Source organism: Treponema bryantii (assembly GCF_900111035.1).
Lineage (GTDB): Bacteria > Spirochaetota > Spirochaetia > Treponematales > Treponemataceae > Treponema_D > Treponema_D bryantii_C.
In genome coordinates this window covers 18,652-39,839 of sequence record NZ_FOFU01000005.1, presented here as the reverse complement: position 1 = coordinate 39,839, position 21,188 = coordinate 18,652, and the positions used below count along the sequence as shown (strand labels likewise).

The 21,188-nt window shown below is 39.8% G+C and carries 16 protein-coding genes; 5 read left to right on the top strand and 11 right to left on the bottom strand.

Features of this window, described 5'->3' with window-relative positions; all coding sequences use genetic code 11:
- Positions 1–107: 107 nt before the first annotated feature.
- The 4 genes from BMY21_RS09995 to BMY21_RS09980 all read left to right on the top strand — a co-directional run bounded on the left by BMY21_RS09995 (position 108) and on the right by BMY21_RS09980 (position 6,167).
- Positions 108–3,152, top strand: a complete 3,045-nt coding sequence (locus BMY21_RS09995) for an adenylate/guanylate cyclase domain-containing protein (protein ID WP_074643643.1) — start codon at positions 108–110, stop codon at positions 3,150–3,152.
- An 18-nt stretch (positions 3,153–3,170) separates the two neighbouring features.
- Entirely contained in the window at positions 3,171–3,833 is a 663-nt protein-coding gene (locus BMY21_RS09990; RefSeq protein WP_074643640.1) for a YczE/YyaS/YitT family protein, read from the top strand.
- Between the two features lie 88 nt (positions 3,834–3,921).
- Complete coding sequence (locus BMY21_RS09985) at positions 3,922–5,802, top strand: OPT family oligopeptide transporter (protein ID WP_074643637.1); 1,881 nt, start codon at positions 3,922–3,924, stop codon at positions 5,800–5,802.
- A gap of 11 nt (positions 5,803–5,813) precedes the next feature.
- The gene (locus tag BMY21_RS09980) at positions 5,814–6,167 is read left to right on the top strand and encodes a PqqD family protein (RefSeq protein ID WP_074643635.1); all 354 of its coding nucleotides are present in this window, start codon (positions 5,814–5,816) and stop codon (positions 6,165–6,167) included.
- A 110-nt stretch (positions 6,168–6,277) separates the two neighbouring features.
- On the opposite strand, the gene BMY21_RS09975 is transcribed toward BMY21_RS09980, so the two are convergent.
- A complete protein-coding gene (locus tag BMY21_RS09975; RefSeq protein WP_074643633.1) occupies positions 6,278–7,759 on the bottom strand; it encodes a DUF1846 domain-containing protein in 1,482 nt (493 codons plus the stop codon).
- A gap of 98 nt (positions 7,760–7,857) precedes the next feature.
- Here BMY21_RS09975 and BMY21_RS09970 point away from each other — a divergent pair, with 98 nt between their 5' ends.
- On the top strand, positions 7,858–8,961 hold the full coding sequence (locus BMY21_RS09970) for a GGDEF domain-containing protein (protein ID WP_074643631.1): 1,104 nt from the start codon (positions 7,858–7,860) through the stop codon (positions 8,959–8,961).
- 87 nt (positions 8,962–9,048) lie between these two features.
- On the opposite strand, the gene BMY21_RS09965 is transcribed toward BMY21_RS09970, so the two are convergent.
- The 10 genes from BMY21_RS09965 to BMY21_RS09920 all read right to left on the bottom strand — a co-directional run bounded on the left by BMY21_RS09965 (position 9,049) and on the right by BMY21_RS09920 (position 21,187).
- Positions 9,049–10,317 carry a beta-ketoacyl-ACP synthase gene (locus BMY21_RS09965; protein ID WP_074643628.1) on the bottom strand — a complete coding sequence of 423 codons (1,269 nt, stop codon included), beginning with the start codon at positions 10,315–10,317 and terminating at the stop codon, positions 9,049–9,051.
- A gap of 95 nt (positions 10,318–10,412) precedes the next feature.
- Entirely contained in the window at positions 10,413–11,825 is a 1,413-nt protein-coding gene (locus BMY21_RS09960; protein ID WP_177177742.1) for an MBL fold metallo-hydrolase, read from the bottom strand.
- 201 nt (positions 11,826–12,026) lie between these two features.
- Positions 12,027–12,698: a C39 family peptidase gene (locus BMY21_RS09955; protein ID WP_074643622.1), complete on the bottom strand. Its 672-nt coding sequence runs from the start codon at positions 12,696–12,698 to the stop codon at positions 12,027–12,029.
- Between the two features lie 179 nt (positions 12,699–12,877).
- Positions 12,878–13,630: a 3-oxoacyl-ACP reductase FabG gene (fabG, locus tag BMY21_RS09950; protein ID WP_074643620.1), complete on the bottom strand. Its 753-nt coding sequence runs from the start codon at positions 13,628–13,630 to the stop codon at positions 12,878–12,880.
- Positions 13,631–13,744: 114 nt separating this feature from the next.
- Positions 13,745–15,178, bottom strand: coding sequence for a glycoside-pentoside-hexuronide (GPH):cation symporter (locus tag BMY21_RS09945; protein ID WP_074643618.1), 1,434 nt, complete (start codon positions 15,176–15,178; stop codon positions 13,745–13,747).
- Positions 15,179–15,199: 21 nt separating this feature from the next.
- Entirely contained in the window at positions 15,200–17,539 is a 2,340-nt protein-coding gene (locus tag BMY21_RS09940; protein WP_083379822.1) for a glycoside hydrolase family 3 C-terminal domain-containing protein, read from the bottom strand.
- Between the two features lie 91 nt (positions 17,540–17,630).
- Positions 17,631–18,119 carry a hotdog family protein gene (locus BMY21_RS09935; protein ID WP_074643614.1) on the bottom strand — a complete coding sequence of 163 codons (489 nt, stop codon included), beginning with the start codon at positions 18,117–18,119 and terminating at the stop codon, positions 17,631–17,633.
- Positions 18,120–18,131: 12 nt separating this feature from the next.
- A complete protein-coding gene (locus tag BMY21_RS09930; protein ID WP_074643612.1) occupies positions 18,132–19,370 on the bottom strand; it encodes a linear amide C-N hydrolase in 1,239 nt (412 codons plus the stop codon).
- Between the two features lie 9 nt (positions 19,371–19,379).
- Positions 19,380–20,567, bottom strand: a complete 1,188-nt coding sequence (locus tag BMY21_RS09925; protein ID WP_074643609.1) for a beta-ketoacyl synthase N-terminal-like domain-containing protein — start codon at positions 20,565–20,567, stop codon at positions 19,380–19,382.
- A gap of 2 nt (positions 20,568–20,569) precedes the next feature.
- Positions 20,570–21,187 (bottom strand): DUF3261 domain-containing protein, encoded by a 618-nt coding sequence (locus BMY21_RS09920; RefSeq protein WP_074643606.1) that lies wholly within the window; start codon positions 21,185–21,187, stop codon positions 20,570–20,572.
- Position 21,188 lies beyond the last annotated feature (1 nt).

The window sequence follows — 21,188 nt, the reverse complement described above, 5'->3', positions numbered from 1 at the left end:
CCTGTCGCATATTTGCAGGGCAAAAACGCGCAATAATGCGGATGTCCTGTTTCAATACTAATCACAAGAATTTGCTTTTATATAACAATGAGTTAAAATATTATGTTATGAAGAAATCAGCTATTTTACTTGCTTTACTTTTAGGCTGCTTTACAGCAGTCTATGGTCAGTCGGCGGCGGAGGGAAAGGTTGATCAGACATTTCTGAATGACTTTGTATGCCGAAACTGGACTACGGCGGATGGGCTTCCTGGTATGACGATTACTGCAATCATGCAGGATCAGAAGGGCTACATCTATGTTGGAACTTATGAAGGTCTCGTACGTTTTGATGGCGTAGAGTTCGTTACATTTTCACGCAATATCGACCCTAAATACGATTTTGCTTCTGTCCGTGCAATTTTTCAGGACACTAACGGAAACCTCTGGGTTGGTCATAACGATGAAGGTGTAACCTGCATTCAGCCGGATGGAAACATTCTGAAATACACTACAGAAAATGGACTTCCACATAATTCTATTCGCGCCATCTGTGAAGACTTTAATAACAATATCTGGCTTGGTACTGCTTCGGGACTCTGCTATCTTACACCTGAACATAAAGTAAAAATTCCGGAAGGTCTTCATGAACTTGGACAGGATACAATTCAGGTTTCTCGACTTTACTGTGATACTGCAGGACGAATCTGGATTTCTACAGCCATAGAAAATGACCTGTTTGTCTTTTCTACTAGAAAACTCGAACGCTTTACCGGAATCACAAAAATCAAAAATCCTTCTGTAAATGAAGTAAGCCAGGATAAGAGCGGTGCCTTCTGGTTTGGTGTTGCTCCTCACTACGCTGTACGTATTAAAGACACAGAAGAAACAGTTTTTGACATAGGCCATGACCATCAGGAAGGAACTGTCGTAAACTCAATCTTACAGGATACTGCCGGAAACTTCTGGTTCGCATCTGACTGCGGTATTACAATTCTTCACAATGGAGTTTATACCTATTACGATAAGCGTAACGGACTTGCTGACGATTATATAAACCACATTTTCGAAGACCATGAAGGAAACATGTGGATTGCCTACAATCGCGGTGGTATTGAAAAAATGAGTCAGGGTAAGTTCCGTACAATCGCAATGCCTATTGCCGTTAATGCAATCTGCGAAGATCCTGTTCGCGGTGTTACCTGGCTTGGTGCCGATAACGGACTTTACTGCTACAATAAAGACAGTCAGTTTGTTGAAAATAAAATTACTGAGCTTTGTAAGGGTGCGAGAATCCGCCATGTTGGAATGACTTCTGACGGAGAACTTCTTATTTCCTCTTATTCTGATATAAGTCAGGTATGTGTAACCAGCAATGATAAAATCACCGTATGGACAATGAAAGACGGCCTTGCCGGTCTTAAATGCCGCGTTTCAATTAAAACCACTGACGGAAAATATTACGTAGGAACAACACAGGGATTGAGTATTATTGAAAAAGACGGAAGCATTCATTCCCTCACCAGAAAAGAAGGCTTTGAAAATGAATTTATTATGAGCCTTTACGAGGACAAAAAAGGACAAGTCTGGGTAGGTACAGACGGTGGCGGAATCTATATTCTTAAAGATGAACAGATTATCAAACACTATAATTCTGAAAATGGACTTGCAGGAAATGTAATTTTTAAAACTGAACCTATTGAAGACAGTGGACTTTGGATTGCAACAGGTACTGGAATTTCAAAATATAACGAAGAATCTGATACCTTTGCTAATCTGAATTCCGCTAATGGACTTGGTACCGACAGTGTTTTCCAGATGATTTGTGATTATACCCAGACTGTATGGATGACCAGCAACAAGGGTATTTTCTCTGTAAATCTTGCTGACATGGAAGATGTTACCATTGGAAAACGTAAAAAGATAAATGCAAAATATTATGGAAGTTCTGATGGTCTTAATACTGGTGGTATTACATCAACTTCTGTTTCTACACAGGATTCTCTTGGCCGCGTATGGTTTACCCTGATTGACGGTTTTGCAATTTACGACCCGGTTAAATCCGGCAAAAATCAGATTCCTCCAAAAATTGAAATTCAGGAATATTCTATTGATAATGTTAAGTATGATTATCATGGTGAAAAAATTATTCTTCCGCCATCTGCAAAGCGTTTGAGCATTAAATTTACAGGTTTAAGCTTTATCTCTTCAGATCAGATGCGCTTCTGCTACAGACTCGGTGGTTTCGAAAATAATTATTCTGAATGGTCTAATCTCAGAAATGTTTCTTACACAAACCTTAAACCAGGCACATACCAGTTTACCGTAATGTCTGAAAACGGAGACGAAATTAAGAGTAAACCTTCAGATCCAATCATCATCATCAAAAAGCCTTATATCTGGCAGCAGCTCTGGTTCCAGATTCTTGTTGGTGTAATCATTGTTGGAATTGCAACTCTCATTGTATTCCTCAAAATCCATTCTATGCGCCGTTATCAGATTGAACTGGAGAAAAAGGTTGAAGAGAGAACTCACGACCTTAAACTGGAAAAGGAAAAATCTGAAAAACTTCTTTTGAATATTCTTCCTTCAGAAGTTGCCAAAGAACTTACAGAACATCCTAATCAGACAATCGCTAAAAAATTCCCGAACATTACAGTTCTGTTTACTGATATTGTCGGCTTTACAAAGATGAGCGATGGTATGACAGCTGAACAGGTTGTTACTATGCTGAACAAGATGGTTACACTTTTTGATGAACGTGCTAAGCGGGAAGGCATTGAAAAAATCAAAACTATTGGTGATGCATATATGGCTGCCACAGGCTTTACCGAAGAGCCGGATAATGACGGAGCTATCCGTATGGTTCACTTTGCAATCGGACTTATGGAAGATGTACGCCGCTTTAATGAGACCTCTCCTGCTAATGTTCAGATTCGTCTTGGTATCAATACCGGAAATCTTGTTGCAGGTGTAATCGGAAAATCTAAGTTTATTTATGATATCTGGGGCGACACGGTAAACGTTGCAAGCCGAATGGAAAGTACAGGTGAACCTATGAAGATTCACGTTACCGAAACTACTTACCTGCAGACTCAGGAACAGTTCGCTTACAGCGAAGGTATTGAAGTTGAAGTAAAAGGTAAAGGAAAGATGAAGACATACTTCCTTTAATTCGCTATACTCGGCACTATGAAATTTTCATTCAAACAATTCATTGTGCCGAACTTCGGCAAACGCCTTGCGTTTATGCTGCCCGCAGTAATTCTGATGGGCGTTTTCGTTTCTATTCTCGTTGAAATCGGCTGGGGAACTGACCCGGCCAGTTTTATGAACCTGAACATTGCAAGTACACTTGGCTGGGGCCTTGGAAATACCGAAGTCCTCGTTTACGGCCTTATGCTCATTTTCACTTTCATTTTCGGTGCTCAAATGATTGGCTTTGGAACTCTCGCCAACATGATTCTGATTGGTTATGTAATTGACCTGTGCCGCTGGATCTGGAAAAATATTGGTTTTGCTCAGTTTATTTATGATGGCAGCTTTGCCGTACGTGTAGTGATTTTTGCCGTTACACTTCTTTTATTTGTTGTTGTAGCTTCAATTTACATCAATGCGCAGATGGGTGTTGCACCTTATGATGCAATTCCAAACATTCTCAGTGGCTGGATTACAGTTATTCCATTCGCTGTAATCAGAATCTGTTTTGATCTTGCAGCTGTTGGTATTGGTGTAATTGCAGGAAAGATGAATCCAGATGGCATTCAAGGTTCTATCGTAGGTTCTATTTTGATGTCGCTTCTTCTTGGTCCTGTAATCAGCCTTGTAGGAAAACCTCTTAAAAAGATTCTGTAAAATTCAAAACATTTCAAGTTTCTACAAACAGAAACAAACTTCATAACCTATGGTCTCAGTAGGAGTATTATGTTATACTTATAAGGTTATGGATAATAATAAATGTTTCAAACCTTTTATCCCAGCTGATAAAATTGTTCCGGAAATCACTCCGGTATCTATTATCCTGGGTATCATTCTTGCCGTACTCTTTGGTGCGGCAAATGCGTATTTGGGTCTGCGTGTAGGAATGACAGTTTCTGCTTCTATTCCTGCAGCCGTACTCTCAATGGGTATCATTCGAATCATTATGAAACGTGATTCTATCCTTGAGAATAATATGGTGCAGACAATCGGTTCAGCCGGAGAATCTCTTGCTGCTGGTGCCATTTTTACCCTTCCTGCTTTGTTCATGTGGGCTGCAGAAAGTGATGCAATTCACAAGCCATCTTTCTGGGTAATTGCAATCATCTCTTTGTGTGCCGCTCTTCTTGGTCTTATCTTTATGGTACCGCTTCGCTCTGCCCTTATCGTAGAAGAACACGGTGTTCTTCCTTTCCCAGAAGGAACTGCATGTGCTGAAGTTCTCCTTGCAGGTGAAGAAGGTGGAGAAAAATCAAAAATTGTTTTCTCTGGTCTTGGTGTTTCTGCTCTTTACAAATTTATTGCAGACGGAATCAAACTCTTCCCTTCAGAAATTGACTGGTCAATTAAACCTCTTGGCACTGGATTCGGAATGGATGTTCTTCCTGCTCTTGCCAGCGTTGGTTACATTTGTGGAAAGAAAATTTCTGCTTATATGTTAGCCGGTGGTATTCTTGGCTGGTTTGTTGCCATTCCTTTGATTTATTTCTTTGGTGATTCTTCTGTATTTGCTCCAGCTTCTGCTGCTATCAGCGAACTTGGTGCATGGGGTATCTGGAGCAGCTACATCCGCTACATTGGTGCTGGTGCTGTTGCAACTGGTGGTATCATCAGTCTGATTAAATCTCTTCCAACAATCATCAAGACTTTCAAAAAGGCTGTTAGTGGCTTTGGTCACAAGGAAAATGTTGCAGAACGTACAAACCGCGACCTTCCTTCTCTCTTCCTTTTGATTCTTGCAGCAGTAATCGTACTTGCAATCTGGATTATTCCAGTAATTCCTGTAGGACTTCTTGGTGCAATCATCATTTTGATTTTTGGATTCTTCTTTGCTACTGTTTCAAGCCGCATGGTTGGTCTTGTTGGTTCTTCAAACAACCCGGTTTCTGGTATGGCTATTGCAACTCTTATTATTGCAACTGCTCTTCTTAAGGGAACTGGTCACACAGGTGTAGCAGGAATGACTTCTGCAATCTGTATTGGAACTATCATCTGTATTATCGCTTGTATGGCTGGCGATATTTCTCAGGACTTGAAAACTGGTTATATCGTTGGTGCTACTCCTAAAAATCAACAGATTGGTGAATTGATTGGTAGCGTTGTTTCTGCAGTTGCTATTGGTGGAATCATGTATCTTCTTGATGCTGCATGGGGCTTTGGTTCAAAAGAACTCCCAGCACCTCAGGCAACTTTGATGAAGCTTGTAGTTGAAGGCGTTATGGGTGGATCACTTCCTTGGACACTTGTTCTTACAGGAGCCGGAATTGCTGTTGCAGTTGAAATTATTGGAATTCCAGTTCTTCCTGTTGCAATTGGTCTTTATCTTCCTATTCATCTTTCTGCTCCAATTTTTGCAGGTGGTCTCCTCCGTGCATTCTTTGACCGCAAAGGTGAAGAAGGTAATTCAATTACTGAAAAGGGAATCCTTTATGGTTCAGGACTTATTGCCGGTGAAGGTCTTATCGGTATCCTTCTCGCTGTATTCGCAATAATCCCACTTTCATCAGGAAAATCTCTGCTTGAAGCAATTGATTTTGGTGGAATTCTCGGCAACTTCGGTGGCCTTGCATTCTTCATCCTTTTACTTGCTTCTTTTGTGTGGTTTACTGCTCGTAAAAAGAAATAGGAGTTATGACGATGAAAAATAAAACTAAGACAAGAAAGCTTTCTGCAAACTATATGGATATAGTATTTATTAAAAATGCTGATATTCAATGGCGCGTAAAAGAAAATGGAATTGTTGAAGTTGATATGGTAAACAAGGGATTTTTTAATTCCATTGCCCAGAAGTTTTTTCATCGTCCGAGAGTGAGCCATATTGCTCTGGATAAATACGGAACAACCTTATGGCTCGCGCTCGACGGCACTGCAACGGTAAACGATGTTCTTGAAAAAATGAAAGAAGCTTTTCCAGAGGAACAGGATAAAATGCTGAACCGTGTTGTTCAGTTCCTTACTACCCTGGAAAGCTGGAAGTTTATTAGTAGATAAAGAAAAAGCCCGAACAATGTCCGGGCTTTTTCTTTATGTCATTGCGAGGAGCGGAGCGACGTGGCAATCTACAATGGATTGCTTCACTACGCTCGCAATGACCTAGTGTATTAGCCAATAAGTGGCTTCTGTTTCTTACTTACTGGCTCACAAGTCAATACACAACCAAGCTTCTTGAAAATCTTTCTGTCGACTTCACTCAGCATAACTGTTGTATGAACCTGACATCCACGAAGATTTGGCAGCTGCTCAATTGCCATACGGCAGTTCTCGTCTTCACGAGAAAGCATTGCAAGTGCAACAAGAACCTCATCTGTATGCAAACGAGGATTGTTTCCGCTCAGGAAATCAACCTTCATACGCTGAATTGGCTCAATCATCTCTTTTGGAATAAGCTTAAGTTTGTGATCCAGACCAGCAAGATGCTTTGTAGCATTCAAAATAAGAGCTGCACTGGTTCCCAAAAGCTCTGTTGTTTCAGAGGTAATAATTGTTCCATCTGCAAGTTCAATAGCTGCACAAACTGTTTTTGATTTTGCAGCACGTTCTTTTGCAGCAACAGTAACCTTGCGGTCATCAGTTGTAATCTGTGCCTGCTGCATCAAAAGATTTATCTTATCAACTTCTGATTCTTCTGCATTGCCTTCTACAAGACGTCCGACTGTTTCGTAATAGCGGCGGATAATTTCCTGCTTACTTGCTTCGCAGCAGGCATCATCATCAAAAATACAATAACCAGCCATATTTACGCCCATGTCTGTAGGAGACTTATATGGGTTGTTGCCGTAAATTCCTTTGAAAATAGCATCGAGAACAGGGAAGATTTCGATATCGCGGTTGTAATTTACTGTTGTTTTTCCATAAGCCTCAAGGTGCCATGGGTCAATCATGTTTACGTCATTAAGATCTGCTGTTGCAGCTTCGTAAGCAAGGTTTACAGGGTGCTTAAGCGGAAGATTCCAGATTGGGAAAGTTTCGAACTTAGCATAACCAGCTTTAATTCCACGCTTATTTTCGTGATAAAGCTGACTCAAACAGGTTGCCATCTTTCCGCTTCCTGGTCCTGGGGCTGTAATTACAACGAGAGGACGTGTTGTTTCAATGTAATCATTCTTACCAAATCCTTCATCACTTGCGATAAGAGGAACATTTGAAGGGTATCCAGGAATTGTGTAATGATAATAGGCCTTAATTCCCATCTTCTTAAGACGGGCACGGAAAGCCTTTGCAGCTTCCTGACCTGTATAATGTGTAATTACAACACTACCAACCATGAGTCCGCGGTTCTGGAACTCATCTCTAAGGCGCAAAACATCCTTATCGTAAGTGATTCCGAGATCACTACGAACCTTGTTCTTTTCAATATCTACTGCGCTGATTACAATTACGATTTCCGCTACGTCGGCCAGTTGCATGAGCATTCGTAATTTACTGTCTGGCTGGAAACCTGGAAGAACTCGGGAAGCATGATAGTCGTCAAACAGCTTTCCACCGAATTCAAGATAGAGTTTATCGCCGAATTTGGCGATCCTTTCTTTAATGTGTTCTGACTGAATCTTCAGATACTTGTCATTATCAAATCCGTTTTTCATACGGTACTTAATTATAATGCATTTATTATTTTTTCACAATGATTATTGGTTGACACCTTTGAAGATGTAGAGTAAATTTGTAAATGGAAGGGAAGTTTATGATTTCAAAAATTAAAAAGCTCTTAGGACTCGAGAAATTACATCCCGACGTCCAGTTCTTTCTGGATTCTGAAAACCTCAATATAGCGCAACCTGCTTCCTTCATTGTAATGATTGTTGAGTTTGGATTATTCCTTAATACAATTATTTACGTTATAAGAAGTGGACGACCGCCTTCAGCAAATAATCTTTTTTACAGAACTCTTTATGGTCTGATGGTTATTGCATCGGCACAGCTTTTTATTTATTCCACATACCACAAAAGAAGAGGAATTCATTTTAAGCGTTTTGCATTAGATTCAAGTATTATTATTTTCTTTCTCTCTGTTATTGCTTTTGGAATTTGCATTTCTATTAAAGATTATATTCATGGTGAACAGATTCTGGTTTTTATTACTATAGAACTTTTTGTTGCCTGTCTTTTTATGGTTAAACCATATCTTGCAATTATACTGATAACTATTCCTTTTACTATTTTTTATTTCATGATGGCATCAGCTAACGGTATTTCTAACGCAACAAGGATAAACTATCCGGTCATTATGTTTTTCTTTATTCTTGTAAATATTGCACACTATCAGCAGTTTCTGAGAATTGCAAATCATAATGTTGTAAATCACGCCCTCGCAGAACAATTGCGTAATGCATCCCGCTATGATTTCTTGACTAAGCTGAAGAATCGAACTGCCTTAAACATGGATTTTGAAGATTCTGATAATCCTAACTTAAATTCTCATTTTATTGTTATGCTCACAGATATCGATGATTTTAAGATTTATAACGATACAAAGGGACATAATTTTGGTGATGAATTACTCAAGAGACTAGCTTCAATAATGCAGAATAATTTTGGAAAAACACATTGCTATCGTTATGGTGGCGATGAATATCTGATTGTGCTTCCGGAAATCAGAGAAGACCTATTCCTTGAAAAAATCAGAATAGCAAAAGAATGCACTAAGAATGAATTTCATTTCAGTGGCGGCTATACCCACGGTTATGTAAGTTCAGCTAAAGATCTGCATCACCTTATCAATATTGCCGACAAGAATCTCTATGATGCAAAAGGATCCGGTAAAAATCAGGTAATTGGAAAGTTTTAATTGTACATAAAAAAAGCCGCCGGTGGTTGAGTGATGCTAAGCATCGTATCTAATCCGCCGGCGGCTCTTTTATAAATGTTTGAATGTTTACTGATTATTCCACTTCTTGAAAATCAATGATGTGTTTACACCACCGAATGCGAAGTTATTAGCCATAACGTATTCTGCATCGATGTTGCGTCCTTCACCCTGAATGTAGTCGAGTGGAGCACACTCTGGATCTACATTTACGAGGTTTACATTTGGATGGAACCATCCTTCGTTCATCATGTTGATTGTAAGCCAGCTTTCAACACAACCGCAGGCACCGAGGATGTGTCCAATGTATGATTTAGTAGAGCTGATTGGTACAGCGCGACCGAATGCCTTGTAAACAGCCTGTGTCTCAGAAATGTCTCCGTGTGGAGTTGCAGTTCCGTGAGCGTTTACATATGCAATCTGATCCTTGCTGATTCCTGCATCTTCGATTGCCATCTCAAGACACTTTGCCTGAGTTTCGCTGTTAGGTGAAGTGATGTGTGAACCGTCCATGTTTGTAGCAAATCCGGCGATTTCACAGTAAATCTTAGCACCGCGTTTTACAGCGTGCTCGAGGTCTTCAAGAATTAAAGTACCAGCACCTTCACCAATTACAAGACCATCGCGGTCTTTATCAAAACATTTTGGTGTCTGGTCTGGAGTTTTGTTGAGACAAGATGTTGCACCAAGTGTATCAAAAATAGCAGCGTCTGGAGCAGAAAGCTCTTCAGCACCACCACAAATCATAATTTCCTGGCGTCCGTCTTCAATTGCTTCATAACCATAACCGATAGACTGTGAACCAGAAGTACAAGCTGTATCTGTAATTATTACACGGCCGCGGATCTGCCAGTAAACACTCATGTTACATGCGTTTGTCTGTGGCATAGCCTTAATGTATGTCTGGCTGTTGAGGTGGCTTGAGTCACCAGTTTCAACCATTTTTGCAAGGTCACCGATAGCATCCATACTTCCCATACAGGTTCCGTATGCAATACCTGTACGTCCGTTCTTAAGTTCTTCAATTACATCATCGCCGTCTTCTGCAAGTAAACCTGCCATCTGCAAAGCATCGTGTGTAGAAAGAAGTCCGAGCAAAGCAACACGACCCATTCCGCGAACCTTTTTGCGTGGGAAGCTTGGAAGCTCTTCATCAAAAGGACAAGCAAGACGAGTGTTCATCTTTGTGTAGCGTTCCCATTCCGGCATATAGCGGATTTTATTTTTACAGGTTTTCAAATTTGCATAAGCAGTTTCCCAATCGCGGCCAAGTGCCGATACCATACCGCCACCAGTAACAACAACGCGGCGTTTTCCATTTGGTTTTGTGAATTCCATTTTTTATACTCCCAAAAAAGGTCAAAATGACCATAAGAATCAAGTAATATGGCAAGGATACTCTAAAAAGCAATAAAAGACAACTAAGCTGATTTTTAGAACTTCTTTAATGCTCCATGTCCCGGATAAATCACATAATCTGAGTATTTTTTTACAAGATATTCACGGGCTTCCTTAGCAAGAGCTGCATCTGAATCAACACCAGTCATTAAGAATGGTGCCAGTGCATTGAACTCTTTCTGGTCATCTGAAAAGCCCTTTATATTTACGTAAATATCTCCACTGAAAACGATTTTCAGTTCATCACAGACAATTACAGTATCTCCACGAACGTGACCACCCTTTCCTTCATAAAAATCAAAACGTTTACCGGCAAAGAAATGACTTCCTATATGCTCAAGAACTTCATCGCCAGTACGGCGGCCGACAACAATACACTTTTCAAGAGCCGGCGGCTCATATCCGGAAATTATACGGCTGAGTTTGCAATAAGGTTCATGCAGCGGATTCTGTTCACGGAAATTCGGTTTACCCTCAACTTCAAGCGCAAAATTATCATAGCAGCTGCCGCTCATATAAATTGCATCAAACTCGGAATGCAGTCCCACATGATCCAGGTCGCCATGTGTAATAAAGGCAGATTTTTTGAGTGTTGAATAATTATGGAAAAGCTCTTTGAACAAGGCCACCATTTCGGAACGATAGCAGGCAAATCCGCTGTCTATAAAAAGCAATTCATCATCACTTTGAATAACATAGGTATTACTGCCACACGAAGGTTCTATCATAAAAAGAGTAAGCTTATCGTTAAGTGTATAAAACGAAACAAGAGGATTAAAGTTTTCGCCTTTTCGTTCACGGACAAAACTTGCAAACCGGCGGATATAATCAAAAGTCTTTAACGGAGATTTTTTCTGCTCATCAAGAATCTGCATCATACGATTGGCATAAATCAAAACCTTGTTTGTCTGTTTCTGATTCAGATTCAAAATTGAACGCATCTCATTGGCAAAGGTAACATAGAAAACTGTACCATCAAGAAGCCGGTCGGTTACTTCGTAGTCCAGGATTTTGATTTCACAAATCTGAGAAATCTCATCAATAAGGGCTCGAATCTCTGATGTATTTTCAATCAGAAGGCCCATTTTAAAATACTGAACGCCCGTTCCATTTTCCTGCGAACTGATATATGAAATATTTACCTTATGTGAATTCAAAATCTCCAGAACAGGAAGCACTGCGCCGCTTACATCCGGCAGAGTCAGGACAATCATCAGAATCTGACTCTCATTTGTACTATCTGTAAGGTAGCCGCATTCTGCGAGTTCAGCTTTAATCTGATTATGCTGCTCATCATTTGCCGCAACTTCAATAAAAAGCGTATGGAGATCTACCGCCTTGTTGTAATTAACTCGAACAATATTTCCTCCATGGCGGGCGATAATCTGGCTGGCTACAAGAAATGCTCCAACTTTATCTGGCATTCTGGTTACATAAGTTTTCTTCATATCGATAGGATTATACATAGTCCTTTCAACTTGGACAACTTACATTTTCTTTTTAAATAAAACTATGATATAAAAAAGAACATGAAAAAACAGTTGTCGCAATTCTTATTGCGCTGCAGCATATGATTAAAGACAGAGAAAGCCACTCATCTCATGGAAATGGTGGCAGTTCTTCGTCATCAGGAAATTAATTCCGTCATATTATTTCATTACATAAAACATATTGCGGTATAACGGCATTTTAAGCATCGAAGTATTCCAGAGTTTTTTGAATTCTGAAACTGGAATTGTACGATTGTAATAATTGCCGTTATCCTCAACATTTACCCAGTCTTTTATTGAATCTGCAAAATAGATATTCTCTTCATCATAACCTGTTATACAGGCAAAATGTAAATAACTTTTTCCTACAAACGAACGGATTACAACTATTACAGGCTTTCCACGAGCGATTTCATTTTGTAATGCAGCAAAATTTCCTGTGCAGGCTGTCATTTTTATTCCACGTTTCTTAAAAAAGCCTGTAATTCCTTTTGGAAAAGCAATGCCACCTTTCATCTGAAAAGGAACATCTTTAAAGGCTTCTTCCCCATTTATAGATTCACCTGAATGTCTAAGAACAAAGGCAGAAGAATACCCTGCACATCCTCCACCCTGCTGAAATTCAAAATAAGAATTATCTGCAGTTTTAACAGTGTTTGAAGCTGGACTAACAAAGAACTTTGAGAATTTTGCTTTACGGTTAAAATGCGGCTTAAGAGGGCCCATCAGAATAATATTTACAATTGTTGTAATAACAAAAGCAGTCAAAAGAAATTTCACAATCTCATATACAATTTTTCCTGGCATAGAGCCTCCTTTAGTTTTAGCCATATAATCCTCCACTTGTGTTTAATTCAGTTTATGCTTTTATAATAGGAGCAAAAAACTGAGAACACAATGGGGTTTCAGGTAAGTTGCATTTTCTATAGGGTAAGATATAAAATTTTCAGGGTAAAAAAAAGGCTACACCTTAAGTGCAGCCCTTTTAATAGCAATCTTTAGATTATAGATTACATACCACCATCAATTTCGATTACCTGACGTGTAATGTAAGCAGCGCCTTCGCTCAAAAGGAATACTGCAGCAGCAGCGATTTCTTCTGGTTTTCCGGCACGTCCCATTGGGATTGTCTGCATGATGATGTCATATACTTCCGGGCGGATAGCCTTAGTCATATCAGTTTCGATTACACCTGGTGCAATTGCGTTACAAGTGATTCCACGACCTGCAAGTTCTACAGCCAAAGCCTTTGTAGCACCGATAATACCAGCTTTAGAAGCACTGTAGTTAGACTGTCCGCGGTTTCCGTGAACTCCACTTACAGAAGAAATTGTGATAATACGTCCACCACGCTTGTTCTTGCGGCTTGCCATTGGCATCAAAAGTGGGTTGATTACATTGTAGAAGCTGTCGAGGTTTGTATGAATAACCTTGTCCCAGTCTTCGCCACTCATAGCAACAAATGTATTATCGCGGGTAACACCAGCGTTATTTACGATTCCCCAGAGAACTCCGTGCTTTGCGCTCAATTCGCTGAGCTTAGCTTTACAGTCTTCGCGGTTTGAAACATCAAACTGAATCAGTTCACCCTGTCCACCAGCTGCCTGAATCTGAGCAAGAGTTTCTTCAGCCTTACCCTGACTTCCATTGTAGTGACAGATTACATAATATCCGGCCTTAGCAGCCTCAACAGCGATTGCGCGGCCAATTCCACCGCTGGCACCAGTTACGAGAACTTTCTTATCAGCATTAATGTTTTCCATTTTGTTTACTCCTGTTAAAGGCCTGTCCGGCCGTTTTAATCGTCTTATTATGACATTTTTGACAGATTTTGTCACCCATCATATCATTCTATTAACAATCTATTATCATTCAATTTATTTCTTTAATTCAGAACAGATTCTCTCATATTCCTTTTCATCAATTTTATACTTCTTCTCAAGAATCAGCCATGCCGCAACAAGCGCAATAAAAGGAATCAGAGTGATTCCAAGACGCAGAACAAAAAGCTGTCCGCCGGTCGCACCAGAAATATACTGATCTGCAAGAGTCAGAACTTCCTGAGATGACATTTCGCCAGTTCCTGCCTTAACTTCAAGCGCACTCACACTCTGACTTATTGCATAAATGCCGCTTATAATCAGAACAAGATTTACAATTCCCTGATTGATTGCAGTTGAAACCTTTGCAGAAAAAGAACGTACCGTAGAAATAATTGAATCGTGTCTCTCGTGGAATTTATATTCATCATATTCAATTGTGTTGTTCAGCATAACCAGAAGCACAAGATTAAAAAGCCCCTGGCAGAAGAAAATCACAAAGCCCGAAATATTGATGAGAAGACGGCTCTTAGGAAGAATATATCCGGTTAGCAAAAGAATCAGATAACCGGTTCCAATCACAATAGTGATTAAACGGAGTATCTGGCGACGGGTCATGCCTTTTGTAAAAAACGGAAAAGCAATCTGAGAAAGCAGAGTTCCAAGTCCGTACATTACAGTGAACAGGAACACAAGATTTCCACCCTCGGAATAACCGAACTCAAAATAGAAAAAGTTCATGCCAAACATCAAAAGAAGATTTGTTCCGATATTAAAAAGCAGCGACGCAATTCCCGCAGGAATGAGCTGATCGTTTCTTGTAAAGATTTTGAACATATCTTTGAGCGAGAGTGCATCTGCGTGCTCTGCAGCTTCGTGATGTCGCTCGCGCACGCCAAGAACGGTAATCATCTGAAAACCTATAAAGCACAGCGCAACAATAAGCGCCGTAATTCTGTAAGCGTTCACCGCGTTTCCCGCAATCACCGTAGGAACAATTCCCGCAACACTAAACTGACCGATGCAGATAAAAATGCTCATCAGCGTAACAAGAATATTTCTCTCGCCAGCATCACTTGAAAGAGAAGGCAGCATTCCCCAGTACGCAATATCGTTCATCGTGTAGGTCATTCCCCACAACAGATAACTGATACCAAAGAACACTACAAAGCCCCAGCCCTCCGGCCGGATTGTAAACAGAGCAAGAATTACCGCCGCGTTCAAAACCGAACCCGCAAGAATCCACGGCTTATACTTTCCGGCCTTGAAGTGGCAGTTTTCAATTATGATTCCCATGAGTGGATCATTGATTGCATCCCAAATAAGGCAGATTACAATGATTGCCGAAATCACACCAAACTGCGCAACTGTAAGCTTCATTGTATACTGAATGTAAGTCATCAGATACATACTCACAAGAGCGTATGCAGCATCGCGGCCGGTTGCTCCAATTGAATAAGACCATTTTGTTCTGTTATCAAGCTTTTCCATTTTTTACATCCTGCTAAGCTGCTATCTGTTTGCCATTCGCACAATTCTTGACATCAGTTTTTCTGTAAAGATTCCATTTGTTATGCTGATTAAACTTTCAAGAGGATTTTCTGCAATTGCACTGAGTACAATTTTTACAGACGGATCATCTTTTGATTTTCCACGCATAGAGAACAGAATAATTCTATTTATGATTTTCAAAATGACTCTTACAGCAAAACTTTCTTTTGCCATGTCGCCAAGATTGTCGGCAGAGGTAAAAGTTCCCTTGTGATGCTGTTCGTAGAAGGTGTTTGTAAAGAAGGAATCATAAAGCGCGAGGTCTGGGATATAGGCTGTGTTCTCTGTATTGGCAGAGGTCTGTCCCACAGCCTGCTCTGCACTAACACTAACCTTCTGCTCAAGAACTATTTTTCGAACAGACATTCCAACCTTGATTGTATATTCACCAGCGTCAGGAATAAAGTTGTGAGCTGTTGTATCGTAAGTCTTGAAAGCATTTTCGTCGAGGTTTACAGTTACGCGTTTTGTTTCACCTGGTTCGAGGAGAGTTTTTTCGAAACCGCGGAGTTCCGGATAATCAGCACCCTCCTTCTGAATATAAACCTGAGAAGCCTCTGCACCTTTTACCGCGCCGGTATTTTTCAAATCAAAAGAAACTTCACGCTTTTCTACATCAACTTTAAGATTTGAATATTCAAAAGTTGTATAGCTCAAACCAAAACCAAACTCATAGCGGACAGGAATGTTCTTTGCTTCGTAGTAACGGTAGCCAACGTAAGAACCTTCTTTATATTCAATGTTATCTTCTTCGCCGGCAAAGTTTCCGTAGCAAGGAGTATCTTTTTCTGAGAATGGGAAAGTCTCTGCAATTTTTCCTGATGGATTTACACGACCGCTGAGCAGTTCTGCACAAGCCTCTCCACAGGCTTCACCACAAAGATACATATGAAGAACAGCACGAACTTTATCTGCAAAATAAATGTCGATTGGTGCACCACTGAAAGTTACAGCAATTACATCTGCACCAAGAGCGATGATCTGGTCGAGAAGTTTTGTCTGAACTTCCGGCAGCGCAATATTTTCACGATCAAAGCCTTCGCCTTCAAACTCTTCTGTAAGACCACAGAAGAAAAGTACAGGACGTTTTTCGGCTGCAGCCTTTTTAGCCGCTTCAATTGCCTGAGCAAAACCGTGTTCACTTGTATCTCTGATATCTCCTGAATAACCTTCTGCAAAATCAATTTCATAACCAAGAGCCTTAAGACTCTCAAGAGCATTAGGATGAGGAGCTGTTGTAATGTGACTTGAACCGCCGCCCTGAAATTTCATTGTGGCAGCCATGCCGCCTATTACTGTAATTTTTGATTTTTCTGGAAGTGGAAGTACTCCGTCATTTTTCAAAAGAACAGCAGCGTTAGTTGCAAATCGAAGTGCTGCTTTATGATGAGCAACAAAATCAATTTTAGAATTATCTGCTTCCTGCTGATGACCACCATTCCATTTCTGAGCTGCTTCAATTACAAGGCGGTTTACTTCTTCAAGTTTTGTCCTAACCTCTTCATCATCCTTATAAACTTTTTCAAGCTGATGAGAGAAATAGCCGTTTGAATCTGGCATAGCAAGAGACATTCCGGCCTTAAGACAATTTACAGCTCCAATACATGCACCCCAGTCTGAAATTACAATTCCCTTAAAGCCCCATTTTTTTCTGAGAACTTCTGTAAGAAGGAATTTGCTCGCAGCCGCATACTCGCCGTTTACCTTGTTGTATGAAACCATAATGCTTGCCGGCTGAGCCTTGCGTACAGCAATTTCAAAAGGTCGCAGATAAATCTCTGAGAGTGTTTTTTCGTTTACGATTGAATTTGAAGTCTGGCGGCGTTTTTCCTGATTGTTGCAGGTAAAGTGCTTTAGAGAAGTTCCGATTCCAAGCGCCTGCATTCCGTTGATATATTCTGCCGCAAGAGTTCCCGCAAGATACGGGTCTTCAGAAAAGTATTCAAAGTTACGCCCACAAAGAGGTGAACGCTTAATATTTGTTCCCGGTCCAAGCACAACATCAACTTGCTGACACTGTGCTTCTTCCGCAATTGTTTTTCCAAGTTCGCTTAAAAGCGATTTATCCCAGCTGGCAGCCATACAGCTTGAAGTCGGGAAACAGGTAGCAACACGACTGCGATTCAAATCTGCATAATGCTCAGTTTCCTGAATGGCATCCTGTTTACGAAGTCCGTGCGGACCATCACTCATTGAAAAGGATGGTATCTTTCCTCCTGCATCATAACTATTCCAGCTGCCTACACCATTAAAAAGCCGCATCCTCTCTTCGTCAGATAATTGGGTTAAATAATCTGCCATTGAAAACCTCACATGAAAAATACTTTGTTTAAATTATAAAATACTTTTCATAAAAGGCAAAAAGATTTTGCGGCTTTTCAGAAAGATAAGGTTAAGCCCCGAAGAGAGCCTCTGCATCTTCAGTTTCCATTACAGAAACCTTAGTTGTTACAACAGGCTTTTCATCATTTTTGTTTGCATACAGTTCGCAGATATAGCGGTAAACATGATTTTCTTCATCACGGAAATCTTCTATTGCCTTCATCTGAATTGTTGTGTTATTTCTGAAATAACCAACATCAGCCTTGAATTCCATTACAGACAGAATAAATCCAGGAAGCGGAGTACGTCCCTTGATAGTATTTGTAATTCCAGTGAGAGCTGAAATACACTGAGCCATAAACTCAAAACCAGCCCAGCTTGGAACTCCATCAAATTCTGGTTCATAGAAAATACAGTTTTCTGTGATATCGTACTCACTTGTAATTGTGTGATTATTTACATCATGCTGAGTAACTCGTGAGAGCAGGAACATTTTTCCCTTGTGTGGAAGATAGTTGATAAGCTCATCGTGCTCAATTAACTGCTGAATTTCAATCATTTTATACTCCTTTTATTGTTCAATAATCTTTCCATTCTTAATTTGATATTTTAGCATTCCCTGAACATTCTGAAATTGTTCGGCCGGACACCACAAAAGACTCAGTTCATCAAGATTATAAACTGCACTGTGAACTGTTAAGTGGGTGTTAAATTGCGGGCGATTTGGATCTATTGTTCTTTGAGCAACGCTGCAAAGAATATCCATGGCCTGCATTTCGTCCTGAACTAAACCATTTGTTCGGGAAAGTTTTTCATAAATAATGTCGTATCTATCTTTTCCAGTAATGTATTTTTCTTCTGTACCTTCGTAGTAGCCTGGTTTTATTATAAAATTTGTAATCCACTGAAAATCACTGGCTGACTCCCGAACTCCAATATCAGAATCTGAATCATTGTAGGTTACAACAAGCTCTCTTTTTTGCCCGAAAAAATCATCCTTATCTAATGAATTAACCCATTCCAGAATCGCGCTGCGACCAGTTTTATCGGCAATAATAAAGTGATAAGAAGCCTTTCCAGAATCATGCATATCATACATCTTTGCAAATTCAACCGCTTCTTCAAGGGAATCAGCATAATCAAGAATCATTCTTATAAACGGACCAGTAGAAATATCCGGCTTATCTGTATTCTGATTTGTTGGAATTGATCCCGTTCCAGGTCCCTGCCCAGATTCCAGTACTCCGCAGCTTACACCTGCATCATTGATACCATCTAATGGAATATATACAGCTGTAAGACTAAATATCTTTGTAACAAAGGAATCCATATCTTTTTTATACGGAATTCCAAAAAAAGAAAGATCTACTGTAGATATAGAAGCATGACGCTTTTTATTCCCCTTAACTTTTACAATACAGGTATTTGTTGCCGGATAATCATAATTACGTGCAAAAAGTTTCTGACCATCTTTTGTTTTTGCTGTAAAAGCCGAACAGCCAAAGGTACCTGAAGTAACGTTTATTTTTATAAGGCCCTTTGTGATTTTTTTACTGAAAAAATTTGTAAGCTCAGTGTCGTTTTTGGCACCACCCATTTTTATAAAGTCATCAAAATAATAATTTCCTTTATAAGTAATTTCGTAAACGCCACCCTGCAGTGCATCTCTATCAGCTGGCTTTAACTGTCTGATGCTTGAATACACAGAAATTTCGTTTCGGAAAACAAAAGCAGTTCCTGCTATAACGAGAAAAATCAAAGCAAAAAGGAACGCAAAAATTATTAGAAAAATCTTTACGGGCTTTTTCATTTTTACTCCTTATATACCAAGTACCAGGCATGCATTAGCGCCACCAAAAGCAAAGGAATTAGAAAAACAAACCTTGAGTTCTTCCTTTACTTCGGCTGACTTTCTGTCCACAATATTAAGCTGTGGAAGCTCTTCATCCTGTTCACCATCCCAAATTTGAACGGGAAGTTTAATATTATTCTTTTTATTATTTTCTATAAGAGCTTTCCAGCAGATTGCAGCTTCAAGAGCAGCCGCAGCACCAAGAGTATGTCCTGTAACAGGTTTTGTTGTAGAAACCGGAACCTTAATTCCCTGAGCACCAAAAACTGCATCTACAGCTTTTGCTTCCATGCTGTCATTAAACTTTGTACCTGTTCCATGAAGATTGATGTAGCCGACATCTGTAGCTGCTACACCAGAACTTTCAAGGGCACGGCGGATAGCTTTTTCTGCGCCTGCTCCACTAGGATCTGGTGAAGTCATGTGATAGGCATCTGCACTTTCACCCCAGCCGAGGAGTTTTATTTGTCCAGCATCACGACTTAACACAAAGAATGCCGCACCATCACCAAGAGTAATTCCCTGTCTGTTTTTACTGAACGGATTTGTGATTTCACTGGAAACCGCTTCAAGTGCACTAAAACCAATCAAGGTTGTATCGGATGCTATATCAATTCCACCGACAACTGCTGCATCAACAATTCCAGCCATAATCAATTCAGCACCTTTTATGATTGCACCCGCGCTAGATGAACAGGCAGTTGAAAAAGTATTTACAGGTCCGCATATACCAAATTTCTCAGCAATAAAAGTTGAAACATAATCCGGCCCTTGAATTTCAAGAGAATAATTATCAGGAAATTTTTCTTCTTCAAAATATTTTCTGTGACCCGCAAGCGATAATTCAGTTCCGTTATCACATGAGCCGACACAAACTGCAACACGTTCTGCACCGTATTTAGAAACGACAGCCTTTATATCATCAGCAATCTGTTCAAGCGCAGCATTTTCAATACGCATTACTTTCATTTCATAACGCGCGCCGCTTGGCTTTAAAACTTCTTCACTGATTCTTGCTGCAACATATTCTTCACCATTACAGGCAGTTACTTTTTTTATACCGGTTTGATTTCCTTCTGTTACACTATTCCACAATTCATCTATATTATTTCCTGCGCAACTCATTACGCCAGGCTTAGAAAGATAGAGTTCCATATTTATTCCTCAATTTTTGTTAGTTTATATTCATATCCACGAAGATAATTTTTAATTGTGATAGTATCATCGTGATTTGAGATTTCTTCAATCAGTTTACTGCCGTCAAAGATTTTACGTATTTCTTCAGGAGTTCCAGTCTCCCACATAATTACGGTTTCTTCAAAAGTGAGTCCGGCATTCTTATAGTTTTCTTCCAGTACAGCAGAATCATAAAACGCATTCTGAATATCACAAATGATATATTCACCAGGAAGATTTTTTGGGAAATAGGCAGAATCAAAAACAACTTTTGTGCCATCATAAAAAACATTTCCCATATCAGCACCAAAATCATTCATAAGCGAAAGACTGATTCCGGTTTCATCAATCTGTGTATATGAAAGAAACGAAAAACTTGTATTGCCAAAGTTTCCGTCCAGAATACGAAAAACATCATAAGCTCCATCAGCATATTCAGGAAGAAGCAGTTCAACCTTTTTTGAATTTGTGATGTATATAGGACGGAGTCCTGTAGCAGTGATTTCTCCTACAGATGTTTTAGCCACATCTGTTGATTTACAGGAAATCAAAAAAAGTGACAGAACAAAAATGCGGAGAAAATTTGAAGATCTTTTCATA

What these genes read in the sequence shown, in the direction of transcription:
- BMY21_RS09995 (WP_074643643.1), top strand. Translation starts at nt 108, where the DNA reads ATGAAGAAATCAGCTATTTTACTTGCTTTACTTTTAGGCTGCTTTACA.
- BMY21_RS09990 (WP_074643640.1), top strand. Translation starts at nt 3,171, where the DNA reads ATGAAATTTTCATTCAAACAATTCATTGTGCCGAACTTCGGCAAACGC.
- BMY21_RS09985 (WP_074643637.1), top strand. Translation starts at nt 3,922, where the DNA reads ATGGATAATAATAAATGTTTCAAACCTTTTATCCCAGCTGATAAAATT.
- BMY21_RS09980 (WP_074643635.1), top strand. Translation starts at nt 5,814, where the DNA reads ATGAAAAATAAAACTAAGACAAGAAAGCTTTCTGCAAACTATATGGAT.
- BMY21_RS09975 (WP_074643633.1), bottom strand. Translation starts at nt 7,759, where the DNA reads ATGAAAAACGGATTTGATAATGACAAGTATCTGAAGATTCAGTCAGAA.
- BMY21_RS09970 (WP_074643631.1), top strand. Translation starts at nt 7,858, where the DNA reads ATGATTTCAAAAATTAAAAAGCTCTTAGGACTCGAGAAATTACATCCC.
- BMY21_RS09965 (WP_074643628.1), bottom strand. Translation starts at nt 10,317, where the DNA reads ATGGAATTCACAAAACCAAATGGAAAACGCCGCGTTGTTGTTACTGGT.
- BMY21_RS09960 (WP_177177742.1), bottom strand. Translation starts at nt 11,825, where the DNA reads ATGAAGAAAACTTATGTAACCAGAATGCCAGATAAAGTTGGAGCATTT.
- BMY21_RS09955 (WP_074643622.1), bottom strand. Translation starts at nt 12,698, where the DNA reads ATGGCTAAAACTAAAGGAGGCTCTATGCCAGGAAAAATTGTATATGAG.
- fabG (WP_074643620.1), bottom strand. Translation starts at nt 13,630, where the DNA reads ATGGAAAACATTAATGCTGATAAGAAAGTTCTCGTAACTGGTGCCAGC.
- BMY21_RS09945 (WP_074643618.1), bottom strand. Translation starts at nt 15,178, where the DNA reads ATGGAAAAGCTTGATAACAGAACAAAATGGTCTTATTCAATTGGAGCA.
- BMY21_RS09940 (WP_083379822.1), bottom strand. Translation starts at nt 17,539, where the DNA reads ATGGCAGATTATTTAACCCAATTATCTGACGAAGAGAGGATGCGGCTT.
- BMY21_RS09935 (WP_074643614.1), bottom strand. Translation starts at nt 18,119, where the DNA reads ATGATTGAAATTCAGCAGTTAATTGAGCACGATGAGCTTATCAACTAT.
- BMY21_RS09930 (WP_074643612.1), bottom strand. Translation starts at nt 19,370, where the DNA reads ATGAAAAAGCCCGTAAAGATTTTTCTAATAATTTTTGCGTTCCTTTTT.
- BMY21_RS09925 (WP_074643609.1), bottom strand. Translation starts at nt 20,567, where the DNA reads ATGGAACTCTATCTTTCTAAGCCTGGCGTAATGAGTTGCGCAGGAAAT.
- BMY21_RS09920 (WP_074643606.1), bottom strand. Translation starts at nt 21,187, where the DNA reads ATGAAAAGATCTTCAAATTTTCTCCGCATTTTTGTTCTGTCACTTTTT.